Source organism: Marinobacter gudaonensis (assembly GCF_900115175.1).
Lineage (GTDB): Bacteria > Pseudomonadota > Gammaproteobacteria > Pseudomonadales > Oleiphilaceae > Marinobacter > Marinobacter gudaonensis.
Genome location: NZ_FOYV01000001.1, coordinates 1,940,701 through 1,961,711, shown reverse-complemented (window position 1 = coordinate 1,961,711; position 21,011 = coordinate 1,940,701). Strand labels below are relative to the sequence as shown.

The following is a 21,011-nucleotide window of genomic DNA, read 5'->3' as shown; positions in this document are numbered from 1 at the left end:
CGGGCAGTATAGCGAAAACCGGCCAATTCTGCTCACACCCGGCGGGGTGAGCTACAATACCGGGCTTTCCGGAATCGGGAGTTTCAACCATGTGGACACAGCGCCTGAATCACCATCTGCGTCAGACCCTCGCGCGTGGTCGTGTGGCTGTCTCCCACCCGGCCGGCTGCCCACGGATTGCCCTGTACCTGTTTGACCCCGGAGTGCTCGAGGGGCCGCTGTCCCATGAAGAAGCCCAGGCGGTGGTGGCGGAGCCCGCGTACTGGTCGTTTTGCTGGGCCAGTGGCCAGGTATTGGCGCAGTGGATCCTGGATAATCCGCACTGGGTGGCGGGCAAGCGGGTACTGGATTTCGGCTCGGGGTCTGGCGTTGTGGCTGTTGCCTCGGCCCTGGCCGGGGCCAGGCAGGCGATTGCCTGCGACACCGACCCGGCTGCCCTGGACGCCGCCCGGGCGAACGCGGAACTCAATGGTGTTGAGATCGGCCTGTGTGACGATTGGGATAACCGACCCGCCGGGCTGGATGTCGTGACCGCTGCCGATGTGTTGTACGACCCGGAGAACCGGCCCCTGCTGGGGGTGTTTCGTGAATCGGCGGGACGGGTTCTTCTGGCGGACTCCAGAATGAAGGTGCTTGGTGACGACGGCTACCGCAAGCAGACAACCATCGAGGCGAGGACCTGGCCGGACTTGCATGAATTCGAGGAGTTCAATCGGGTGCGGATCTACCTGGCTGGCGAGTGATCCCGGGAGTATTGAAAAAAATAAAGGGCAACGCGAGGTTGCCCTTTCGGAACAGGTCGGCGCCTCCTTGCGCATTGGGCAACAGCCGTGTTGCCAGATCCCTATGCCACTCCCTGGTGCCAGCCTCCGAGCCGGCCATCCGAATAGTTATCCCTTAAGCGAGGCGTCCCTGTGTCCTTGCCTCTCCCTGCACTCCGTGCCGGGGAGCATCCGATGCGGCGTCCTTTTCCCTGTCATCCCTGACGTAAACACTATAACAATCGGCTTTTGACAATCGTGTGAACTGTGCACGGTTCTTGGCCCGTTGCTTAGTCCCGAAATCCAATAAAATATGGTTATCAGGTAGTTAGGTTCTCTTTGGGGAGGATCGGTTCTGCGCGCGTACGCGATGTCACTGTGGGATCGCACACACTTGTAGGAAATGTCTCACAAGGATTCGGGCGAACGTCTCAAATCCGAGGCTCGGGCCTTGCGAACGCCGGGCCAGGGCAGGAGGCCGATGGCGATGCCCGCGGCGTCTGCAGCCAGATCGGCCAGGGAGAAATCCCGATACGGCAAGGTCGCCTGAACCAGCTCGATCGACAGGCCAAAGAGCAGAAGGCCTGGCACGAACCAGCGGGCACCCAGCTCGGGCCATGCCAGACGCGTCAGGATGGTGAGCTCCGCAAACGCAATCAGGTGATTGATCTTGTCGCTAGGTGCCGAGGGCACGGGGTAGGGGTTGGCGGTGGTGGCGAGGAACGCGATGGCCAGTAGCGAGAGCACCAGAGCGCCGCGCCAGAGGGGCCGGCAGTTCAGTACCCGGTTCAGCGCGGATCGAAGCCGGTGTCGGTCTGGTTGCGGACGGTTTACTGGCATGTCTGGGAAGTCCTGAGTGCGCGCGGGCTGTGGGAAAGGTATCAACATGATATGCTTTGCGGCCCGTCAATGTCATGGAAGCGGAGGTCCTGCCGACGATGCTCAAGGGTAACTTTTTTCGTGGACTGGGCTATCTGGGTGAAGGTTTCCGACTGATCCGGCAGCCAGGTCTTCGGCTGTTTGTGATCATACCGCTGGTCATCAACATTCTGCTCTTCGGTCTTCTGTTCGTTTTTCTGGGTGAGCTCTTTGCCGGCCTGATTGCCGCTGCCATGGCCTGGCTTCCGGACTGGGCCTGGTTGCAGGCGCTGGATTGGCTGTTCTGGATTCTTTACGGGGCGGTGATTGTGCTGATGCTGGCCTACGGCTTCGTTATTGTCGCCAATCTGATTGGCTCACCCTTTTATGGTTATCTTGCCGAACTGACCGAGAAGCACCTGACCGGCCAGGAAATCAGCACAGATGAAAGCTGGGCAGCTATTATCAAGGACATCCCCCGGGCCCTCTGGCGGGAAGTACAGAAGATTCTCTATTACCTGCCCCGCGCCATCGGCTTGCTGCTCATCGGCCTGATTCCGGTGGTCAACCTGGTGGCCGCGGTACTGTGGTTTCTGTTCAACAGCTGGATGATGGCGTTGCAGTACGTGGACTACCCCGCTGACAACCACAAGGTCAGTTTCCCGGCCCTGCGCCGTCTGCTGGGCGATACCCGGTTGTCGGCGTTCGGCTTCGGGCTGCCAGTGGCGCTCGCCGCCATGGTGCCGGTGCTGAACCTGTTTGTGGTGCCGGCCGCTGTGTGCGGAGCCACGGCTTACTGGGTGCGTGAGAACGGCGCTACACGAACTTGATTGCTGTCTTTCTGGAGGTTTCTTGGATACATCGGAATTTGTGATCGGCCAGCGCTGGGTCAGTCACAGCGATACCGCACTTGGCCTGGGCATTGTGACCGACATCTCCGGTCGTCGCGTGACCCTCGGCTTTCCTGCCGCCGATGAAGAGCGCACCTACGCCATCGATAATGCGCCGCTGTCCCGGATCATCTACCAGATAGGTGAGCAGATCGAGACCTTCGACGGCACCCTGTATATCGTGCGAGCGGTGGAAGATCGCGGCGGTGTTCTGATCTATCACGGCGACAACGGCGGCGACCTGCAGGAGATCTCCGAGGTTAAGCTGGCCGGGTCGGTCAACTTCTCGGCGCCGCACCAGCGCCTGTTTGCAGGTCAGTTCGACCGCAATGGCGCCTTTCGCCTTCGCTACGCCACCCTTCAGCACATGGACCGCCTGCGGGCGTCGCCTGCCCAGGGACTTATTGGCGCGCGAACCCAGCATCTGGCTCACCAGATCTACATCGCCCACGAAGTGGCCCGACGGCACGCGCCCCGTGTGCTGCTTGCCGACGAGGTGGGCCTGGGCAAGACCATTGAGGCCGGCCTGATCCTGCACTACCAGTTGCAGACCGGACTGGCCAAGCGGGCCCTGATCGTGGTGCCGGACTCGCTGACGCATCAGTGGCTGGTGGAAATGCTCCGGCGTTTCAACCTGCGTTTTTCCATTGTCGATCAGAGTCGCTACGACGCCCTCAAGGACGACGAAGACGATGTCGATGCCCTGGTGAACCATGTGTTCGGCGATTCGCTCTCGGTCAATCCGTTCGAAAGCGAGCAACTGGTGTTGTGCAGCCTGGACTTTCTGGTGAACAGTGAGCAGGCCCGTGACGATGTTTTGCAGGCGGACTGGGATCTGAGCATTGTTGACGAGGCCCACCATCTGGTCTGGAGCCCGGAACAGCCGAGCCCGGAATATCAGGTGGTCGAGCAGTTGTCTGCGAGGAGTCGCGGTTTGCTTTTGTTGACGGCGACGCCTGAACAGGTGGGTGTGGCCAGCCATTTTGCCCGGCTGCGTCTTCTGGATCCCGCACGGTTCCACGATCTGGAGGCTTTCCGGGAGCAGGAACAGCACTACGAATTGATCAATCAGGTGGTCCGCCGTATCCAGGTTCCGGGCAGTGAAATCGGCGAGGACGACCATGAACGCTTGCACCAGTGGCTGGGTGATGAGCTGGACCAGTTGCTGGCAGGCAGCAATCCGCGCCAGTCGGTGATCGATGCGTTGCTGGATCGCCACGGTACCAGCCGTGTGCTGTTCCGCAATACCCGGGCGGCGGTCCAGGGCTTCCCCGAGCGTGTCCCCGAGCCCGTCGCCCTGCCATGCCCGGCCATGTACGAAACCCGGGCCTGGGGCGTGTCCGGGCTCGCGCCTGAGCAACAGGTGCCGGAGGAACAGTGGCTGGCGGAGGATCCCCGGGTTGCCTGGCTGGAAAAGACTCTGGTAGGGCTGCGGCCCTCGAAAGTGGTGGTCATCTGCGCCCGGGCCGAGACCGCCATGGCGCTGGAGCACTATTTACAGTTGCGGGCCGGCATTCGCAGTGCGGCGTTCCACGAACACCTGAGCCTGCTGGAGCGGGACCGGGCCGCCGCCTACTTTGCCGACTGTGAACAGGGCGCCCAGGCGCTGATCTGCTCCGAGATTGGCAGCGAGGGCCGCAACTTCCAGTTCGCCCATCACTTGGTGCTGTTTGATCTGCCCGCCAACCCGGACCTGCTGGAGCAGAGGATCGGTCGACTGGACCGCATAGGCCAGACCGAACGCATTCGCATTCACATCCCTTATCTGGCGGGAACCAGCCAGGAAATCCAGTTCCGCTGGTTCCACGAGGGGCTCAATGCGCTCGCCGAAAGCTGCGCGGTGGGCGTGACCGTTCAGGGAACGGTGCAGGACCTGTGGCAGCAGGCGATTGACGGCGACCAGGAAGCCGTTGCCGGACTGGTGGAGGCATCGGCCTCGGAAACCGCCCGGCTCAAGACCCTGTTACAAAACGGCCGCGACGCCCTGATCGAGCTCAATTCCTGTCGGCCCGAGGTAGCGGAAGCCCTGATTGAAGCCATTGAGGCTGAAGAGGCCGAAGCCCCGGTACGGGATTACATGATGCAGGCTTTTGACATACTCGGGGTGGACGTGGAAGACCATGCTGAACACTCCGACATTCTGCGCCCGGGTGAGCAGTACCAGGCCGGCCATGTGGCGGAGCTGCCCGAGGATGGTATCACCGTCACCTGGAGCCGCCAGAACGCCCTCGAGCGCGAGGACCTGGCGTTCATGAGCTGGGAGCACCCGATGGTGACCGGGGTCATGGACTCGGTCACCAGCTCGGGCCTGGGCAAGGCGGCGCTCGCCAGCCTGTCGGTGAAGGCGCTGCCGCCGGGCACCCTGCTGATGGAAGCGCTGTTCACCGTGCACTGCCCGGCGCCCGAGGCGCTCCAGCTGACCCGTTACCTGCCGGTATCGCCCCTCCGGCTACTGGTGGATGTGAACGGCAAGGAGCTGTCGGCAGCGTTGCCTCATGAGCGGCTTAACGAACTCTGTGCCAATATCCGTCGGCGTACGGCCCAGGCCATCGTGCCGCAGATCCGGCCCCAGGTGGAGACCATGGTGGATCATGTGGAGCAGCTGTCAGGGCCCCATCTGGAGCCTCTGAAAGCGCAGGCACTGGAGCAGCTTTCGACACGTTTCGAGCCGGAGATCCGTCGCCTCGAGGCGCTCAGGAAGATCAATCCGGCCGTGCGTGAGGAAGAGATCCAGTATTTTCGGGATCAGTTCGAAGCGGCCCGTGAGGCTATTGGTCACGCCACCCTGGCCCTGGAAGGAATTCGGGTAATTGTGACCCAGTAGTCACGGCACAACAGCCGTAACCTGCTGACTCCCGGGCGGTTGCTGGCCAGTCATCATCTGATGCGGTACTGTGGGCGTACCTACTTTAGTCTAAGAGCTTCACTAACCATGGATGACAGAGAGAACCTATGATGACTTTCATTCTGTTTGTCGCGGCACTGGCCGGCCTGTTGATCGTGATGCGGCGCGAGGCCGGTGCCAAATCGGCCATTGGCGTTCTGCTGGTGACCGGCCTTCTGTCGCTGTTCTTCGCCTCCGGATGGCTGGCGCTGATACTGCTCGCCGGTGCCGCCATAACCGCCGCCGCCGGCCTGCCTGGCTTTCGACAGAGTTGGCTCACTCCGCGTGTTTTCGCCACCTTCAAGAAGGTGGCGCCCCGGGTGTCCGATACCGAAAAGGTAGCGCTGGAAGCCGGCACCGTGGGCTGGGACGGTGAACTGTTCACCGGCCGCCCGGACTGGCACAACCTGCTGATCAACCGTCACACCGGCCTGACCGAGGAAGAGCAGGCGTTTGTGGACAATCAGTGCGCCCAGGCCATTGCCATGTGCAACGCCTGGGACGTGGCGGTGGAACGTGCCGACCTGCCCAAGGAACTCTGGGATTTCCTGAAGAAGGAAAAGTTTTTCGGCATGATCATCCCGAAGGAATACGGAGGCCTGGAGTTCTCCGCCAAGGCCCAGACCGCAGTGCTGCAGAAGCTGGCGGCCAACGAATCGCTGATGGTGTCGGTGGGCGTGCCCAACTCCCTCGGCCCAGGCGAGCTGCTGGTCAAGTACGGTACCGAAGAACAGAAGAACCACTACCTGCCACGCTTGGCCGACGGCCGCGAAATTCCGTGTTTCGGGCTGACGGGCCCGAGGGCAGGGTCAGACGCCACATCGCTGCCGGATACCGGGATCGTGTGCAAACAGAAAGTCGGTGGCAAGGAAGTCGTCGGTATCCGTCTGAACTTTGAGAAGCGCTGGATTACCCTGGCGCCCATCGCCACGGTGGTGGGGCTGGCTTTCCGGATGTTCGATCCGGACGGTCTGCTCGGCGATACCAAGGATTACGGCATCACCTGCGCCCTGATTCCCCGTGACACCAAAGGCATGGAAATTGGTCGCCGCCACTGCCCCATTGGCAGTCCGTTCCTGAACGGGCCGATCAAGGGCAAGGACGTGTTCATTCCGCTGGATTACATTATCGGTGGCGTGGATATGGCCGGGCAGGGCTGGCGCATGCTGGTTGAATGCCTGTCGGTGGGTCGTTGCATCACCCTGCCATCCGGGGCCGCTGGCGCCGCGGCCTATGCCGTTGGCACGGCCGGTGGCTTTACCCGTATTCGCCGCCAGTTCAACACCCCGGTGGCGGATATGGAAGGGGTGCAGGAGCCCCTGGCCCGGATCGCTGCCAAGACCTACATTGCCCAGTCGGCGGTGAACCACACCGCCAACATGATCGACAAGGGCGAGAAGCCGTCCGTGCCCTCGGCAATCCTCAAGTATCACCTGACCGAGTTCCAGCGCGGTGTCCTTACTGACGCCATGGATGTGCACGGTGGCAAAACCGTGACTCTGGGGCCGCGCAACTACCTGGGTATTGGTTACAGTGGCGCTGCGGTCTCGATCACCGTGGAAGGCGCGAACATCATGACCCGTAGCCTGATGATCTTCGGCCAGGGCGCTATTCGCTGTCATCCTTATGTGCTGAAGGAGCTGGCGGCGAAGGACAACGACGATATTGATGCCTTCGACGACGCCTTCTTCGGTCACGCCGGCCTGATCTTTGGTAACGCAGCCCGTGCCTTTACCCAGGCTCTGGGTCTGGGCCGCGCCGACGTGCCCTTCGACAGTGCCAGCCGGAAGTACGCCCAGGCGGTGTCGCGTTTCAGCGCGGCCTTCGGGCTGTGTTCAGACGCGGCCATGACAACGCTGGGCAGCGAACTGAAAATGCGCGAGCTGATCTCCGCACGCCTTGGCGACATGCTGTCCAACCTGTACCTGGCCTCCATGGTGCTCAAGAACTGGCATGAAACCCAGCCGGTGGAGGGGGAGAAAGAGGCGATGGAATACAGCCTCGAGCTGCTGCTGTATCGCACCGAGAATGCTCTCGACGAGTTCCTGCAGAATCTGCCCAACCGCGCCGTCGCTCTGGTGCTGAGGGCGGTAACCATGCCGCTGGGACGTCGCTGGGACAGCCCGCATGATGATCTGGCGCGCAAACTGGCCCGGGCCATCTCCACGGATACGCCGATTCGTGGCAAGCTGCTCGCCAGCGTCTGGACCACCAATGGCGAAGGCCCCGAGGACAACCCGGTGGCCACCTACAACAGCCTGCTCAAGGATTACGACAAGGCCGAGCAGCTGTACCGCAAGGCAACCAAGGCCTATGCCAAGGGCGAACTGCCGATGACCGCCCTGCATCCGGAAGAGCGCTTTGAAGCAGCGCTCGAGGCCGGCATCTTTACCAAGGAGGAGGCGGACTTCATGCGCCGGTATGAGGTTCAGGTGCTGGAGATGCTTACCGTCGACGACTTCGAGTTCAATGCCTTCGCGCAGAACAAGAAGTCGGTGATCGACCACAATCCGGCCTGATCGGGATGTGGTGGTCGGTACTTGCGGTCAGTGTTGGCGCCGTTATTGGCGCCAACCTCCGCTGGGCCCTGGGATTGTGGTTGAACACCACCTATCATGCGGTGCCTTATGGCACCCTCGTGGCCAACCTCAGCGGCGGCTGGCTGATCGGTCTGCTGATCGGTTATTTCAGTCATGGCACCACGCTGGCCCCGGAATGGCGGCTGTTTGCCATTACCGGGCTGTGTGGGGCCCTGACCACCTTCTCGACGTTTTCCCTGGAAATGTTTGCGGCCATCCAGGAAGGCAAGTGGGCCATGGCCCTGGTCGGTATTCTGGCCCACGTGATCGGTTCCATCCTGATGACGGCACTCGGCCTGTACACCTTTACGCTGCTGAAGGGATGATGGGTACCTCTACCTACATGAATTATTGAAAAATACCCTTGGCAAGCTTCGGATTCAGGAGTAGAGTGCAAGGCGTAGGAAAGATTCAGTAAAGCATTTCATGAATAAGACGTACCTCCGTAGTTAGTAGTGACCGTCCTGTTTTTGATTCCGCGATTTCTGTTTTTCCGCAAAACGCCGACCCGGCACCATGGAGGTGCATGGCGGCAGATAATATGATTGATTTCAGGAAGTTTAAGTATGTCTACTACTACCGGTACTGTTAAGTTCTTCAACGAAGCGAAAGGCTTTGGCTTTATCACTCGTGAAGGCGGCCCGGACGTTTTCGTTCACTACAGCGCTATTCAGGGCAGCGGTTTCAAGACTCTGGCTGAAGGCCAGCAGGTCGAGTTCACCGTTACCCAGGGCCAGAAAGGTCCTCAGGCGGAGAACGTTGTTGCCCTTTAATCCCTGAGGGATTCGGCAACATCCGCAAAAAGGCAGCTTCGGCTGCCTTTTTTTATGGCCGGTAATCGCCGTCGCCATTGGCAGACTTTGTGATTCTGCCTCCGCCGTGTAAGCTTTTCTCCCTGTCGCTCGTTTAATCAGAAGTCGAGATCTGCAGGAAACGTTCATGCTCCGAGTGCTCAAAGCCGCCTGGATTCTGTCCTGGGCAAGTCTGCTTACCCTGATTCTGTTCCTGCCGATCGTGGTTGCCGCTCTGATGGGCCGGCGGGGCGATGCCGCGTTCCGGGGTACCCAGATCTTCGCCTGGGTAATCCTGAAAGTTTGCGGAATCCGTCTGCGGGTTCGGGGCAGGGAAAACATCGAACCGGGCCAACGTTACGTCATCCTGAGCAACCACGCCTCCTATTTCGACCCTCCGGCCCTGGTGCTGGCGCTGGGGCTGCAGTACCGATGGGTGATCAAGAAGGAGCTGCGCAAGGTGCCGCTGTTTGGCCTGGCACTGGAAACCTCCCGCAACCTGTTCATCGACCGGTCCAAAGGCGGGGATGCCCTGGAGAGCATCAAGCGTGGCGTGGCACAGTTACCCGACGGCACCAGCATACTGATTTTCCCCGAGGGAACCCGATCGTGGGACGGAAAACTGCTGCCGTTCAAGAAGGGTGGCTTTGTGATTGCCGCCGATGGCCAGTTGCCCATTCTGCCAGTGACCATCCGCGGCTCGCACCAGCGTCTGCCCAAGGGGCACGCGGCATTTTCCCCGGGCGAGATTGAAGTGGTTATTCATCCGCCGATGGCCACCGGCACCCTGGCCATCGACGATCTCATGACCGACGTACGCAACAGTATTGCCTCGTCGCTCTGAGCCCCCTGGACTTATTGCGCGAAGATATCCTCATAGAAACGCATGGTGCCCTCCCATGAGCGGGTCGCGGCCTCTTCGTTGTATCCCACGGGCATGCCGAACTCCTCGGCAAACTTGTCCGCCCCAGGGTTCGTGAACGAATGGAGTACGCCGGGGAAGGTCACCAGGGTCAGGTCTACCCCGGCATCCTGCATTTCCTTGACCAGACCGGCCACCTGGTCGGACGGTACCATTTTGTCGGCGCCGCCGGTGTACACCTGCACTCGCGCCGTGACGGTTCCCGGCTCGGCGGTCAACGGACTACCCAGGGCGCCATGGAAACTCACCACGCCGTCCAGGTCTACGCCAAGCCTTGCCATGTTCAGCACCACGGCGCCGCCGAAGCAGTAACCCTGGGCGGCGATCCGTGACCCATCGACGGTTTCGTGATTCTGCAGAATTTCTTTGGCCTTGAGGAAGCGGGCCTTGACCTGCTCGATGTCTTTGGTGGCTTCCTGCATGAACTTCTGGGCCGTGTCAGGATGATCTGCCAGCTTGCCCGACCCATACATGTCGAGGGCAAACGCCGTGTAACCGGCGGCAGCCAGTCGCTCTGCCTGCTCCCTCGCGAACTCGTTGTGTCCCCACCACTCGTGAACGACCAGCACGCCGGGGCGCTTGTTCTCGCTATCGTCATCCCAGGCCATGTAGCCGGTGAAGGTGGTGTCGCCAATGGTGTACTCAATCGTTTTGGTCTGCATATCCGCCAGTGCCTGTGTACCTGCCAGAGAGAGTGAAAGGGTAGTAGCGGCAACCGCCAGTGTCAGTTTTGTCATGGTCAATCCTGCTCCTTTTGGTAGAGGTTTTCAGTCCGGTTATCTACGCCCGGAACCGGTAAACCGATGCAATCAGTTGCCCGCTCAGTATAGGCCTGTTTGTCTACACTGAAGCAGTAGGATTCAGTTTCATCCGTCAAACTCACTTTTGGACAGTGGAGGCTGCGCATGAAAATTGGCGTACCCAGGGAAATCAAGAACCGTGAATATCGGGTCGGGATGACGCCGGCGGCGGTCCAGGAACTGACCGGCCATGGCCACGACATCTTGGTGCAAAGTGGTGCCGGTAACGCCATCGGTTTCTCCGACGAGGATTACCGGCAGGCCGGCGCCAGTGTGGTGGACGATGCGGCTGAGGTGTTCCGGGCGTCAGAGCTGATCGTCAAGGTGAAGGAGCCCCAGGCCGGGGAGCGGGCACTGCTGACGCCCGAGCATACCTTGTTCACCTACCTTCACCTGGCTCCGGACAAGGCCCAGACCGATGATTTGGTTAACTCCGGCGCCACCTGCATTGCCTACGAGACGGTTACCGACCGGGCCGGTCGACTGCCCCTGCTGGCGCCCATGTCGGAAGTGGCCGGGCGCATGTCAATCCAGGCGGGCGCCCACTGTCTGGAAAAGGCTCTCGGTGGTCGCGGCGTACTGCTCGGCGGTGTACCCGGGGTCAGTCCCGCCCGGGTGGCGGTAGTTGGCGGCGGTGTGGTTGGGCAGAACGCCATCGCCATGGCCGTTGGCCTCGGTGCTCAGGTAACCGTACTGGATCGCAATCTCGACGTATTGCGCGCCCTCGACCAACACTACGGCAACCGTATAACCACGCTGTTCTCCACCGCCCAGACCCTCGACGAAACCGTCACCGCAGCCGATCTCGTGATTGGCAGCGTGCTGATTCCAGGTGCCTCTGCCCCCAAGCTGATTACCCGGGACATGGTGCGCCGGATGCCGGAGGGAAGTGTGATTGTGGACGTGGCCATCGACCAGGGGGGATGTGCGGAAACCTCCCGGGCAACCACCCACGATGATCCCGTGTATCTTGTCGACGGTGTGGTACATTACTGCGTGGCCAACATGCCCGGCGCGGTGGCGCGGACTTCGACACTGGCTTTGAACAATGCCACCTTGCCGTTCGTAATAGCATTGGCCAACAAAGGGCCGGATCGGGCAATGAAGGAGGACCCCCATCTGCGGGCGGGGTTGAACGTAACCGCAGGCAAGGTCACCTACAGGGAAGTGGCAGAAGCCACCGGGCATCCTTATACAAACCCTGAATCCCTGCTGGGATCCTGAGCGACAAGCACTCGGAGACACCATGAAACTGATTGGATCCACCACTTCCCCCTACGTTCGGCGCATTCGCATCCTGCTGGACGAGGAGCCCTACGAGTTCGTTAACCTCAACATCTACGGCGAGGGCCGGGATGAGCTGAGGCGGAACAATCCGACCCTCAAGATTCCCGTCCTCGAGGACGGCGGTCAGGAGCTCTTCGACTCCCGGATCATTGCCCGTTACATCAGTGCCAAGCAGGGCCGGGATCCGCTGACCTGGGACCAGGAAAACCAGTTGACCATGATCGATGGCGCCAACGATTCCGCGGTCACGCTGCTCCTGTCAGAAAAGTCCGGTATCGATACCAGTCAGGATCTGATGTTCTACAACCTGCAACGGGAGCGGATCATGACCACCCTGCGCACGCTGGCGGCGATGGTGGAGGATGGTCAGTTCGAGCAGTGGAACTACCCGGCGATCTGTCTGTATGCCCTGGTGGACTGGCTCGACTTCCGGGATCTGGTGGACTTCAGCGACGTGGCCAGCCTGCTGGCGTTTCGCGACAGCCATCGTGAGTACCCCTGGGTGGCCGAAACAGATCCCCGCAAGGCCTGAACATCAAGGCATGCCGGCCGGCTGTGTCTGGCCGGCCGAAAATTAAGTCGAAATTAAGCCGCCTGAAAGGTTGCAGAAGCTACTCGGTGCTTTTATCGTTGATCAGGACTTAATCATTTAAGTGGCTCGCCCGGACGTCAGTCCGATTTTTTTGAGCTAAAGACTTAATGCATTAAGTTGCGACCGAATTACATCAAATACGACCTTACAAAAACAACACGAGGTTCCGACAGATGATGCTTGGCACGACACCAATCCGTATCCCCCTGGCCACAGCCCTTACCCTCGGGCTGATGACATCAATGCCGCTGGCCGCCCAGGCACAGGACGGGCAAAGCGTGGAAGAGCGCCTCGCCGCCCTGGAGCAGAAGCTGGCCGAGGTTGAACCCCAGGCCACCGGTGAACAGGGCTTTTCCTTCAACACCTACGCCCGCTCCGGACTGCTCCTGAACGGCGATCTGCAGAGTGCACCCGGCGGTCCCTATCTGACGCCTGCCGGCTCAGTCGGCGGTGCGGTGGGTCGACTTGGCAATGAGCCGGACACTTACCTGGAAGCCATCCTCAACTACAAGCAGGTGGCTGAGAACGGCACCAAATCCCACTACCGTCTGATGATTGCGGATTCCACCACATCGAGTAACGACTGGACCGCGGGCGACGGCGCCCTGAATGTGCGTCAGGCCTATGTAGAGTTCAGTGATCTGGCAGGATTTTCCGGTATCTTCCGGGATGCCTCGATCTGGGCGGGCAAGCGGTTTGACCGGGACAACTTCGACATTCACTGGCTTGACAGCGATTTCATCTTCCTCGCCGGGCTGGGTGCGGGCGTGTACGACGTGACCTTCGCTGACTCGGTGAAATCCAACTTCTCGCTGTACGGCCGAAGCTTCATAGACTTTCCCTCAGACCCCCAGACCGCGACCGAAACCTCAAGTACCGACAGCCTGATTCTCACCGCCAACAACTACTTTGGAAACGTGCAGCTGATGCTTAACGGCATTCATGCTCAGGACAATGAGACCCGGGTGGTTGGTGGCGTTCAGGAAGCTGCAGATACCGGCTTCCACACCATGCTGGCCTACCACGGCGATGACTTCTTCGGCCTGTCTGAAGGGAACTTTAAAGTGGCGGTCATGCACGGGCAGGGCCTGGGTGCCGAGGCCAAGAACATTGGTGCCGATGGCGACCTGCATGAAGATGCGATCAGCACCCGGCTGGGACTGTATGGCACCACCTACCTGAGCGAGAACTGGCGATTTGCCCCGGCCATCCTGGCGGAAACCAGCGAAGACCGCTACATCAAAGGGGACGAGTATCAGTGGCTGACCTTCAACACCCGCCTGGCCCATGAAATCGGCAGCAACTTCGAGATGCAGTACGAGGCTTCATGGCAGACCATGGACATTGACCCGCTTGGCTACGCGGGCCGCAGCGCTGTGGACGGCGACTACTCGCGCTTCACAGTGGCACCGACCTTCAAGCCCCAGGTGGGCGGCTTCTGGAACCGGCCGGAGATCCGGGTATTTGCCAGCTACTCCACCTGGGATGACGAGCTGGATGCCTATGCCGCCGGGGATGCCCTGGGCGATGCCGAGACTGATTTCACCAGTGGTCAGTGGACCTTTGGTACGCAAATGGAAATCTGGTTCTGAGCCGGACAATAACAAAACGAGGTAATCAACATGTCCAGATTCAATCGTAACCTGTGGATGGCCGGCGGCCTGGCCGCGTTTGCCCTGGCGGGCGGTGTTCAGGCCAAAACCATCACCATTTCCTGTGGCGCCGTGGGTGCCGAGAAGCAGTTGTGCGAGGAGGGCACGCAGGCCTGGGCCGAGGAGACCGGCCATGAAGTCCAGGTGGTGTCCACGCCCAATTCCGCCACCGAGCGACTGTCACTGTACCAGCAGTTGCTGGCGGCCCAGTCCGAAGATGTCGATGTCTTCCAGATCGACGTGGTCTGGCCGGGTATGCTGGCCCAGCACCTGGTGGATCTGTCGCAGTACACCAACGGGGCCGAGGACAGTCATTTCGAGTCCCTGGTGGCCAACAACACCGTGGATGGCCGTCTCGTGGCCATGCCCTGGTTCACCGATGCCGGGGTGCTGTACTACCGTAAGGACCTGCTGGAAAAGTACGGTCAGGCCGTACCGGAAACCTGGCAGCAGCTTACCGACTCTGCCCGCGTAGTCATGGCCGGCGAGCGTGAGGCGGGTAACGACCGTTTCTGGGGTTATGTATGGCAGGGCCGGGCCTATGAGGGCCTGACCTGCAATGCCCTGGAATGGATCGCCTCCCACAACGGTGGCACCGTGGTGAACACCGAAGGCGAGGTCACCATCAATAATCCCCAGGCCCGAGAGGCCCTGGCACTGGCCAGCACCTGGATCGATGATATCTCCCCACGCAGCGTGCTGAACTACACCGAAGAAGAGGCCCGGGGTGTGTTCCAGTCCGGCAACGCCCTGTACATGCGGAACTGGCCTTACGCCTGGAGCCTCGCCCAGAGCGACGACAGCCCGGTGAAGGGCAAGGTGGGTGTGGTGGCGCTGCCCCGCGGTGGCGATGAAGGTGCTCACGCCGGTACCCTGGGCGGCTGGCAGCTGGCGGTTTCCCGCTACTCGGCCAACACCGAGGAAGCGGCGGATCTGGTGCGTTTCCTCACCAGTTATGAGGAGCAGAAACGCCGGGCGATTCAGGGCAGCTACAACCCCACTATCCCCGATCTGTACCAGGATCAGGAGGTGCTGGCGGCTGTGCCCTTCTTTGGCGAGCTGTTCGAAACCTTCAAGAACGGCGTGCCCAGACCGTCTTCGGTGACCGGTGAGAGCTATGGCCGGGTCAGCAACGCCTTCTTCAACGCTACCCACCAGGTGCTTTCCGGCGAGGCGGAGCCGGAGCAGGCGTTGACTGGACTGGAGCGCCAGCTCCAGCGCCTGGGCCGCCGGGGCTGGTAACCGGCCATGGATCATACCACACCGGCACCAGCCGAAACGGGCGCGGGCGGCAAGTCGCCGGCCCGGCCCCTGCCCGGCAAACGCCAAGCCAGTCGGGTGCGCCGCCAGCGCCTGAGAGCGGCATGGCTGTTCCTGATCCCCATGCTGGTCGTTCTGGCTGCCGTCGCAGGCTGGCCCTTGATGCGAACCATCTGGTTCAGCTTCACCGATGCCAGTTTCTCCAACATCAGCGATTACGGCCTGGTGGGTTTCGAGAATTACCTGGTGTACGACAGCGGCGCCTGGTATGGCGTGCTGGCGGATCCGGCCTGGTGGAACGCCGTGTGGAATACGTTGTTCTTCACCGTGGTATCGGTGGGTCTGGAAACCGTGTTCGGCCTGATCATTGCCCTGACCCTGAACGCGCAGTTCCGCGGGCGGGGTTGGGTGCGGGCCGCCACCCTGATCCCCTGGGCAGTACCCACCATCGTGTCGGCCAAGATGTGGGGCTGGATGCTGCACGACCAGTTCGGAATCGTCAACGAGATGCTGATGGGCCTCGGCCTGATTGCCGAGCCGCTGAACTGGACCGCCAACGCCGACCTGTCCATGTGGGCGGTGATCATGGTGGACGTGTGGAAGACCACGCCCTTCATGGCTTTGCTGACCCTGGCAGCGCTGCAGATGCTGCCGTCGGATTGTTACGAGGCGGCCAAGGTGGACGGTATCCACCCGGTTCGGGTGTTCTTCCGGGTGACGCTGCCGCTGATCCTGCCAGCGCTGATGGTTGCCATCATCTTCCGGGTACTGGATGCGCTGCGGGTGTTCGATGTGATCTACGTGCTCACCTCCAACAGCGAGGACACCATGTCCATGTCGGTCTATGCCCGCCAGCAGCTGGTGGAGTTCCAGGACGTGGGCTATGGCTCGGCGGCGTCCACGGTGCTGTTCCTGATCATTGCCCTGCTGACCATCAGCTACCTCTACCTGGGCCGCAAACAGATCGGGGGTGATGCATGAACCGCAAGTTGCTCAAGAAAATCGCGGCCAAGATCGGTTTCGGCCTGTTGCTCGCCGCCATCCTGCTGTTCACCGTGTTCCCGTTTTATTACGCGATCGTGACGTCGTTCAAGAGCGGTTCGGAGTTGTTCGAGGTGACCTGGTGGATCAACAGCTTCGATTTTTCCAACTACACGTCGGTGATCAGTGACGGTTCTTTCGTCGGCAGCATCTGGAATTCGGTGCTGGTGTCCTTCGCCACGGTCATTATCGCCATGGCCTTTGGCCTGACCGCGGCGTACGCCCTGGGGCGGGTGCAGTTCCGTGGCCGAAGCGCTGTCCTGATGATTGTGCTCGGGGTGTCGATGTTCCCGCAGGTGGCGGTACTGTCGGGACTGTTCGAGGTGATCCGGGTGCTGGACCTGTACAACAACCCGCTGGCGCTGATCTTTTCCTACACCATCTTCACGTTGCCGTTCACCGTGTGGATCCTGACCACCTTCATGCGACAGTTGCCCAAGGAACTCGAGGAAGCGGCCATCGTTGATGGTGCTTCGCCGGTGACCACGCTGTTCAAGGTGTTCATCCCGCTGATGTGGCCGGCCATGGCGACCACCGGGCTGCTGGCCTTCATCGCCGCGTGGAACGAGTTCCTGTTTGCACTCACCTTCACCCTCACCGACGACCAGCGCACGGTGCCGGTGGCCATCGCCCTCCTCACCGGTGGCTCCCAGTACGAGTTGCCCTGGGGCAACCTGATGGCCGCTTCGGTGATTGTCACAGTGCCGTTGGTGGTGCTGGTGCTGATTTTCCAACGTCGTATCGTATCCGGCCTGACGGCGGGTGCGGTGAAAGGTTAACCAAGGAGTTTGTATGACCCAGTCTCAGCCCTGGTGGAAGGGTGGCATTATTTACCAGATCTATCCCCGCAGTTTTCTCGACAGTAATGGGGATGGGATTGGCGACCTGCCGGGCGTTACCCGGAAACTTCCGTATGTGGCCTCCCTGGGCGTCGACGCCATCTGGCTGTCGCCGTTTTTCACCTCGCCGATGAAGGACTTCGGCTATGACGTCTCGGATTATCGGGGTGTGGACCCGATCTTCGGCACCATGGACGACTACCGGGCACTGGTAGCGGAGGCCCACCGTCTGGGCCTGAAGGTGATTATCGACCAGGTGCTAAGCCATACGGCCGACACCCACCCCTGGTTCGAGGAAAGCCGGGCCAGCCGCGATAATCCGAAGGCCGACTGGTTTGTCTGGGCCGACCCCAGGCCCGATGGCACTCCGCCCAACAACTGGCTGTCGATTTTTGGCGGCAGCGCCTGGGCCTGGGACAGCCGTCGTGGGCAGTATTACCTGCATAACTTCCTGGCTAGCCAGCCCGACCTGAATTTCCACAATCCGGCGGTGCGCCAGGCCCAGCTGGAAAACATGCGCTACTGGCTGGAGCTGGGTGCCGACGGCTTCCGCCTGGACACCGTCAATTTCTACTACCACAGCCAGGGGCTGGAGAATAACCCGGCAGTGCCGGCGGGCGAGAACAAGACCTTCGTGGCCAAGGGAGTGAACCCCTACACCTACCAGCGCCACGTATACGACCTGAGCCAGCCCGAGAACCTGGCGTTCCTCGAGGATTTGCGGGCTCTGATGGAGGAGTACCCGGCCACCACCCTGGTGGGCGAGATCGGCGATGATCGACCGCTGGAACGCATGGCCGAGTACACCCACGGCAATCACCGCCTGCACATGGCCTATTCCTTCGACCTGCTGTCGGATCAGCATGGCCCGGACTGGGTGCGCGATGTCGTGCGCCGGTTTCAGCACGGTCTGGGCGACGGATGGCCCTGCTGGGCCCTGAGCAACCACGATGTGGTGCGGGTGGTGTCGCGCTGGGGGGAGGGCGTGGATGATCCCCAGGCCTACGCACGGGTGCTGATGGCTCTGCTTCTGAGCCTGCGTGGCAGCGTGTCCATGTATCAGGGTGAGGAGCTGGGCCTGCCGGAGGCATCGGTTCCGTTCGAAGCGCTGCAGGACCCCTACGGCATCGAATTCTGGCCCGAGTTCAAGGGTCGTGACGGCTGCCGGACGCCCATGCCCTGGACTCCGGATACTCAGGGCGGGTTCACCAGTGGCACGCCCTGGCTGCCAGTGGATCGTCAGCACCTGGAGCTTTCGGTGCAGGCCCAGGAGGACGATCCGGACTCCACCCTGAACGCGGTACGCCGGTTGATCGGCTGGCGCCAGCAGCAGCCTGCCCTGGTGCACGGCGACCTGGCCCTGATCGAAAACACCGGTGATGCCCTGTGCTGGGTGCGCCGTACCGACGACCAGTCTCTGCTGGTGGCCCTGAACCTCACCGGCCAGGACCTGCGGTTGCCGGTGCCAGCCAGAGTGAAGCGGGAAGCCACCGGGCACGGCTTTTCCGGATACATTGAGGGTGAGGAACTGGTGTTGCCGCCTTACCAGGCATTGTTCGCCGAGCTGTAGAACCTGCCGAGCAGAAACCAAGACGAGCGTCCGGCCCTGGCCGGGCGATCAACAGAGGAGTCTCCACCATGGCCTGTGTGGAACTGAAAAACATCAACAAGACCTTTGGACAGATTGAAATACTGCCGTGCGTGAACCTGCGCATCGAAGACGGCGAATTCGTGGTTTTCGTTGGCCCTTCCGGCTGCGGCAAATCCACCATGCTCCGGCTGATTGCAGGGCTGGAGGATCCCTCCGGCGGCGACATCGAGATTGACGGCGAAGTGGTTACCGACCTCTCCCCCAAGGAACGCGGCGTGGGCATGGTGTTCCAGTCCTACGCCCTGTACCCACACATGTCGGTGTATGAGAACATCGCCTTCGGCCTGAAGCTGGGCAAGGCCAGCAAGAGCAAGATCCGTGAGTGGGTGGAAAAAACGGCCGAAGTCCTGCAACTGGAAAAACTGCTGGACCGCAAACCCCGGGAGCTTTCCGGTGGCCAGCGCCAGCGGGTGGCGATCGGCCGGGCCATGGCCCGGGAACCCAAGATCATGCTGTTTGACGAACCGCTCTCCAACCTGGATGCCAGCCTTCGGGTGCAGATGCGTACCGAAATCGCCAAGCTTCACGACCGGTTGCAGTCCACCATGATCTACGTGACCCACGATCAGGTGGAAGCCATGACCCTGGCCGACAAGATCGTGGTACTCAATGGCGGTAACATCGAACAGGTGGGCACACCGTATGAGCTGTACGAGACACCGGCCAGCCTGTTCGTGGCCGGGTTCATCGGGTCGCCGAAGATGAACCTGATGCCGGGGACGGTGGCGGCAGATCCAGGCACGGCCACCACCACTATAGCCGTACGTGGGCTCGGCGAGCTGACCGTAGACCGGGATACCGCCGCTCTGCAGGTCGGTGATAAGGTAACCATCGGCGTACGACCGGAACACTTTGTACTGAGCCTGTCCGGCCCCAATCAGGGGCTTGAGGTGGTCAACGTTGAGTACCTGGGCAATGAGGCCTACGTCTACGTGGAGTTGCCGGGCCTGGAGGAGTTGATAGTGGTGCGCCAACCGGTGCCCTGTGAAGTGCAGGTCGGACACCGCGTGTCTTTGAGCACAGCGCCCGCCTGCGTTCATGTCTTTGATGGCCTGGGCAAGGCCCTTGGTCCGTTGGGTCGCAAGAGCCCGGCCGAGGACGCGCTGACCGCGGCGAATGAGTAGACTGGGAGAGAGCGAGTCGTGACCGAAAAACCCCGACGACTGACCGTCAAGCTGATGGCCGAGAAGCTGAACGTGTCTACCGCCACCATCTCCAACGCGTTCAACCGACCGGATCAGTTGTCCGAGTCCCGTCGCCGCTGGATCCTCGAAGAATGCAAGCGTCTGGGCTACATGGGGCCCAACGCCGCCGCCCGGAGTTTGCGAACCGGCCGCACCGGCAACGTTGGCGTGATGCTGGCGGACAACCTGGCCTACAGTCTCACCGACCCCGTAGCCAGTGAATTCCTCCACGGGTTGGCAGAGGTGTTTGATCGCCGACACCTGAACATGTTGCTGCTTTCCAGCCAGGACGATGACGAGCACCGCAGCCGGCTCCAGGAGTCCATGGTTGACGGATTTATTATCTACGGCTGGCTGAAAAAGGGCCGCACCTACGAGCGTCTGCTGCAACACGGGAAGCCCATGGTGGCGGTGGATTTTGATCTGGAAGGCTGTACCTGGGTCAACATCGATAACTACGAGGGCGCTCGCCGTAGTGCCGAGCACGCACTTCGCCAGCCACCGGAGAACGTCGCAATTCTGGGCCTGCGTCTGGTGGATACCGACCGTGTCTGCCGGATTCGGGACCGCGAGCTGTTCAACGAGGTGCGCGCTATTTCCGTGCGCCGCCTTCACGGCTACACCGATGCTCTGGAAGCCGCCGGTTACCGGGTGCCGTCGGAGCGAATCTGGTCAACGCCGACCAATACTCACCAGGACGCCTATCAGGCCGCCCGGGAGGCGTTGACCAGCACACCCCGGCCGGATCTGCTGCTGTGCATGAGTGACCGGCTCGGCCTGGCGGCCATTCAGGCCGCGCTGCAGATGGGCCTGAAAGTGCCGGAGGACGTACGGATTGTCGGTTTCGATGGCATACCCGAAGGCGCCAACCTGCACCCCTCTCTGACGACCGTTTACCAGCAGAGCGCGGAAAAGGGGCGCATCGCCGCCCGCATATTCCTGGGCGAGCAGGAAGACAGCAATGTGCTGCTGCCTACCTGTCTACTGGTACGTGAAAGCTGCCCCTGACAGGACCCCTGC

General features: G+C 61.2%; 18 protein-coding genes. 16 read left to right on the top strand and 2 right to left on the bottom strand.

The features are described from left to right. The first annotated feature begins 89 nt into the window (after positions 1 to 89). On the top strand, positions 90 to 743 hold the full coding sequence (locus tag BM344_RS08985; protein ID WP_091988521.1) for a class I SAM-dependent methyltransferase: 654 nt from the start codon (positions 90 to 92) through the stop codon (positions 741 to 743). 426 nt (positions 744 to 1,169) lie between these two features. Here BM344_RS08985 and BM344_RS08980 read toward each other — a convergent pair whose 3' ends face one another. Next, the gene (locus BM344_RS08980) at positions 1,170 to 1,601 is read right to left on the bottom strand and encodes a VanZ family protein (RefSeq protein ID WP_228143583.1); all 432 of its coding nucleotides are present in this window, start codon (positions 1,599 to 1,601) and stop codon (positions 1,170 to 1,172) included. 98 nt (positions 1,602 to 1,699) lie between these two features. Between BM344_RS08980 and cysZ the strand changes: the two genes are divergently transcribed. The 6 genes from cysZ to BM344_RS08950 all read left to right on the top strand — a co-directional run bounded on the left by cysZ (position 1,700) and on the right by BM344_RS08950 (position 9,607). After that, positions 1,700 to 2,449: a sulfate transporter CysZ gene (gene cysZ / locus BM344_RS08975; RefSeq protein WP_091990951.1), complete on the top strand. Its 750-nt coding sequence runs from the start codon at positions 1,700 to 1,702 to the stop codon at positions 2,447 to 2,449. A gap of 22 nt (positions 2,450 to 2,471) precedes the next feature. Next, on the top strand, positions 2,472 to 5,333 hold the full coding sequence (gene rapA / locus BM344_RS08970) for an RNA polymerase-associated protein RapA (RefSeq protein ID WP_091988515.1): 2,862 nt from the start codon (positions 2,472 to 2,474) through the stop codon (positions 5,331 to 5,333). Positions 5,334 to 5,461: 128 nt separating this feature from the next. Then, positions 5,462 to 7,912 carry an acyl-CoA dehydrogenase gene (locus BM344_RS08965; protein ID WP_091988512.1) on the top strand — a complete coding sequence of 817 codons (2,451 nt, stop codon included), beginning with the start codon at positions 5,462 to 5,464 and terminating at the stop codon, positions 7,910 to 7,912. 5 nt (positions 7,913 to 7,917) lie between these two features. Then, positions 7,918 to 8,298 carry a fluoride efflux transporter CrcB gene (crcB, locus tag BM344_RS08960; protein ID WP_091988509.1) on the top strand — a complete coding sequence of 127 codons (381 nt, stop codon included), beginning with the start codon at positions 7,918 to 7,920 and terminating at the stop codon, positions 8,296 to 8,298. A gap of 240 nt (positions 8,299 to 8,538) precedes the next feature. After that, a complete protein-coding gene (locus BM344_RS08955) occupies positions 8,539 to 8,745 on the top strand; it encodes a cold-shock protein (RefSeq protein WP_008172950.1) in 207 nt (68 codons plus the stop codon). A gap of 166 nt (positions 8,746 to 8,911) precedes the next feature. Next, a complete protein-coding gene (locus BM344_RS08950) occupies positions 8,912 to 9,607 on the top strand; it encodes a lysophospholipid acyltransferase family protein (RefSeq protein WP_091988506.1) in 696 nt (231 codons plus the stop codon). An 11-nt stretch (positions 9,608 to 9,618) separates the two neighbouring features. Here the strand turns inward: BM344_RS08950 and BM344_RS08945 are convergent, their stop codons facing one another. Beyond that, positions 9,619 to 10,422 (bottom strand): dienelactone hydrolase family protein, encoded by an 804-nt coding sequence (locus BM344_RS08945; protein ID WP_091988503.1) that lies wholly within the window; start codon positions 10,420 to 10,422, stop codon positions 9,619 to 9,621. Between the two features lie 168 nt (positions 10,423 to 10,590). On the opposite strand from BM344_RS08945, the gene ald reads away from it, so the two are divergent. The 9 genes from ald to BM344_RS08900 all read left to right on the top strand — a co-directional run bounded on the left by ald (position 10,591) and on the right by BM344_RS08900 (position 20,999). Further along, positions 10,591 to 11,709: an alanine dehydrogenase gene (gene ald, locus BM344_RS08940; protein WP_091988499.1), complete on the top strand. Its 1,119-nt coding sequence runs from the start codon at positions 10,591 to 10,593 to the stop codon at positions 11,707 to 11,709. 22 nt (positions 11,710 to 11,731) lie between these two features. Then, positions 11,732 to 12,304, top strand: a complete 573-nt coding sequence (locus BM344_RS08935; RefSeq protein WP_091988496.1) for a glutathione S-transferase family protein — start codon at positions 11,732 to 11,734, stop codon at positions 12,302 to 12,304. A 233-nt stretch (positions 12,305 to 12,537) separates the two neighbouring features. Next, positions 12,538 to 13,956, top strand: coding sequence for a carbohydrate porin (locus tag BM344_RS08930; RefSeq protein WP_091988494.1), 1,419 nt, complete (start codon positions 12,538 to 12,540; stop codon positions 13,954 to 13,956). 30 nt (positions 13,957 to 13,986) lie between these two features. Further along, a complete protein-coding gene (locus BM344_RS08925) occupies positions 13,987 to 15,258 on the top strand; it encodes an ABC transporter substrate-binding protein (RefSeq protein WP_091988492.1) in 1,272 nt (423 codons plus the stop codon). A gap of 6 nt (positions 15,259 to 15,264) precedes the next feature. Then, positions 15,265 to 16,257 (top strand): carbohydrate ABC transporter permease, encoded by a 993-nt coding sequence (locus BM344_RS08920; protein WP_091988489.1) that lies wholly within the window; start codon positions 15,265 to 15,267, stop codon positions 16,255 to 16,257. Beyond that, the gene (locus BM344_RS08915; protein ID WP_091988486.1) at positions 16,254 to 17,096 is read left to right on the top strand and encodes a carbohydrate ABC transporter permease; all 843 of its coding nucleotides are present in this window, start codon (positions 16,254 to 16,256) and stop codon (positions 17,094 to 17,096) included. The genes BM344_RS08920 and BM344_RS08915 overlap by 4 nt, the downstream gene beginning before the upstream one ends. A 13-nt stretch (positions 17,097 to 17,109) precedes the next feature. Beyond that, positions 17,110 to 18,726, top strand: coding sequence for an alpha-amylase family glycosyl hydrolase (locus tag BM344_RS08910; protein ID WP_091988483.1), 1,617 nt, complete (start codon positions 17,110 to 17,112; stop codon positions 18,724 to 18,726). Between the two features lie 68 nt (positions 18,727 to 18,794). Beyond that, the gene (locus tag BM344_RS08905; RefSeq protein ID WP_091988479.1) at positions 18,795 to 19,931 is read left to right on the top strand and encodes an ABC transporter ATP-binding protein; all 1,137 of its coding nucleotides are present in this window, start codon (positions 18,795 to 18,797) and stop codon (positions 19,929 to 19,931) included. Between the two features lie 18 nt (positions 19,932 to 19,949). Next, the gene (locus BM344_RS08900) at positions 19,950 to 20,999 is read left to right on the top strand and encodes a LacI family DNA-binding transcriptional regulator (protein ID WP_228143582.1); all 1,050 of its coding nucleotides are present in this window, start codon (positions 19,950 to 19,952) and stop codon (positions 20,997 to 20,999) included. Positions 21,000 to 21,011 lie beyond the last annotated feature (12 nt).

What these genes read in the sequence shown, in the direction of transcription:
- BM344_RS08985 (WP_091988521.1), top strand. Translation starts at nt 90, where the DNA reads ATGTGGACACAGCGCCTGAATCACCATCTGCGTCAGACCCTCGCGCGT.
- BM344_RS08980 (WP_228143583.1), bottom strand. Translation starts at nt 1,601, where the DNA reads ATGCCAGTAAACCGTCCGCAACCAGACCGACACCGGCTTCGATCCGCG.
- cysZ (WP_091990951.1), top strand. Translation starts at nt 1,700, where the DNA reads ATGCTCAAGGGTAACTTTTTTCGTGGACTGGGCTATCTGGGTGAAGGT.
- BM344_RS08965 (WP_091988512.1), top strand. Translation starts at nt 5,462, where the DNA reads ATGATGACTTTCATTCTGTTTGTCGCGGCACTGGCCGGCCTGTTGATC.
- crcB (WP_091988509.1), top strand. Translation starts at nt 7,918, where the DNA reads ATGTGGTGGTCGGTACTTGCGGTCAGTGTTGGCGCCGTTATTGGCGCC.
- BM344_RS08955 (WP_008172950.1), top strand. Translation starts at nt 8,539, where the DNA reads ATGTCTACTACTACCGGTACTGTTAAGTTCTTCAACGAAGCGAAAGGC.
- BM344_RS08950 (WP_091988506.1), top strand. Translation starts at nt 8,912, where the DNA reads ATGCTCCGAGTGCTCAAAGCCGCCTGGATTCTGTCCTGGGCAAGTCTG.
- BM344_RS08945 (WP_091988503.1), bottom strand. Translation starts at nt 10,422, where the DNA reads ATGACAAAACTGACACTGGCGGTTGCCGCTACTACCCTTTCACTCTCT.
- ald (WP_091988499.1), top strand. Translation starts at nt 10,591, where the DNA reads ATGAAAATTGGCGTACCCAGGGAAATCAAGAACCGTGAATATCGGGTC.
- BM344_RS08935 (WP_091988496.1), top strand. Translation starts at nt 11,732, where the DNA reads ATGAAACTGATTGGATCCACCACTTCCCCCTACGTTCGGCGCATTCGC.
- BM344_RS08930 (WP_091988494.1), top strand. Translation starts at nt 12,538, where the DNA reads ATGATGCTTGGCACGACACCAATCCGTATCCCCCTGGCCACAGCCCTT.
- BM344_RS08925 (WP_091988492.1), top strand. Translation starts at nt 13,987, where the DNA reads ATGTCCAGATTCAATCGTAACCTGTGGATGGCCGGCGGCCTGGCCGCG.
- BM344_RS08920 (WP_091988489.1), top strand. Translation starts at nt 15,265, where the DNA reads ATGGATCATACCACACCGGCACCAGCCGAAACGGGCGCGGGCGGCAAG.
- BM344_RS08915 (WP_091988486.1), top strand. Translation starts at nt 16,254, where the DNA reads ATGAACCGCAAGTTGCTCAAGAAAATCGCGGCCAAGATCGGTTTCGGC.
- BM344_RS08910 (WP_091988483.1), top strand. Translation starts at nt 17,110, where the DNA reads ATGACCCAGTCTCAGCCCTGGTGGAAGGGTGGCATTATTTACCAGATC.
- BM344_RS08905 (WP_091988479.1), top strand. Translation starts at nt 18,795, where the DNA reads ATGGCCTGTGTGGAACTGAAAAACATCAACAAGACCTTTGGACAGATT.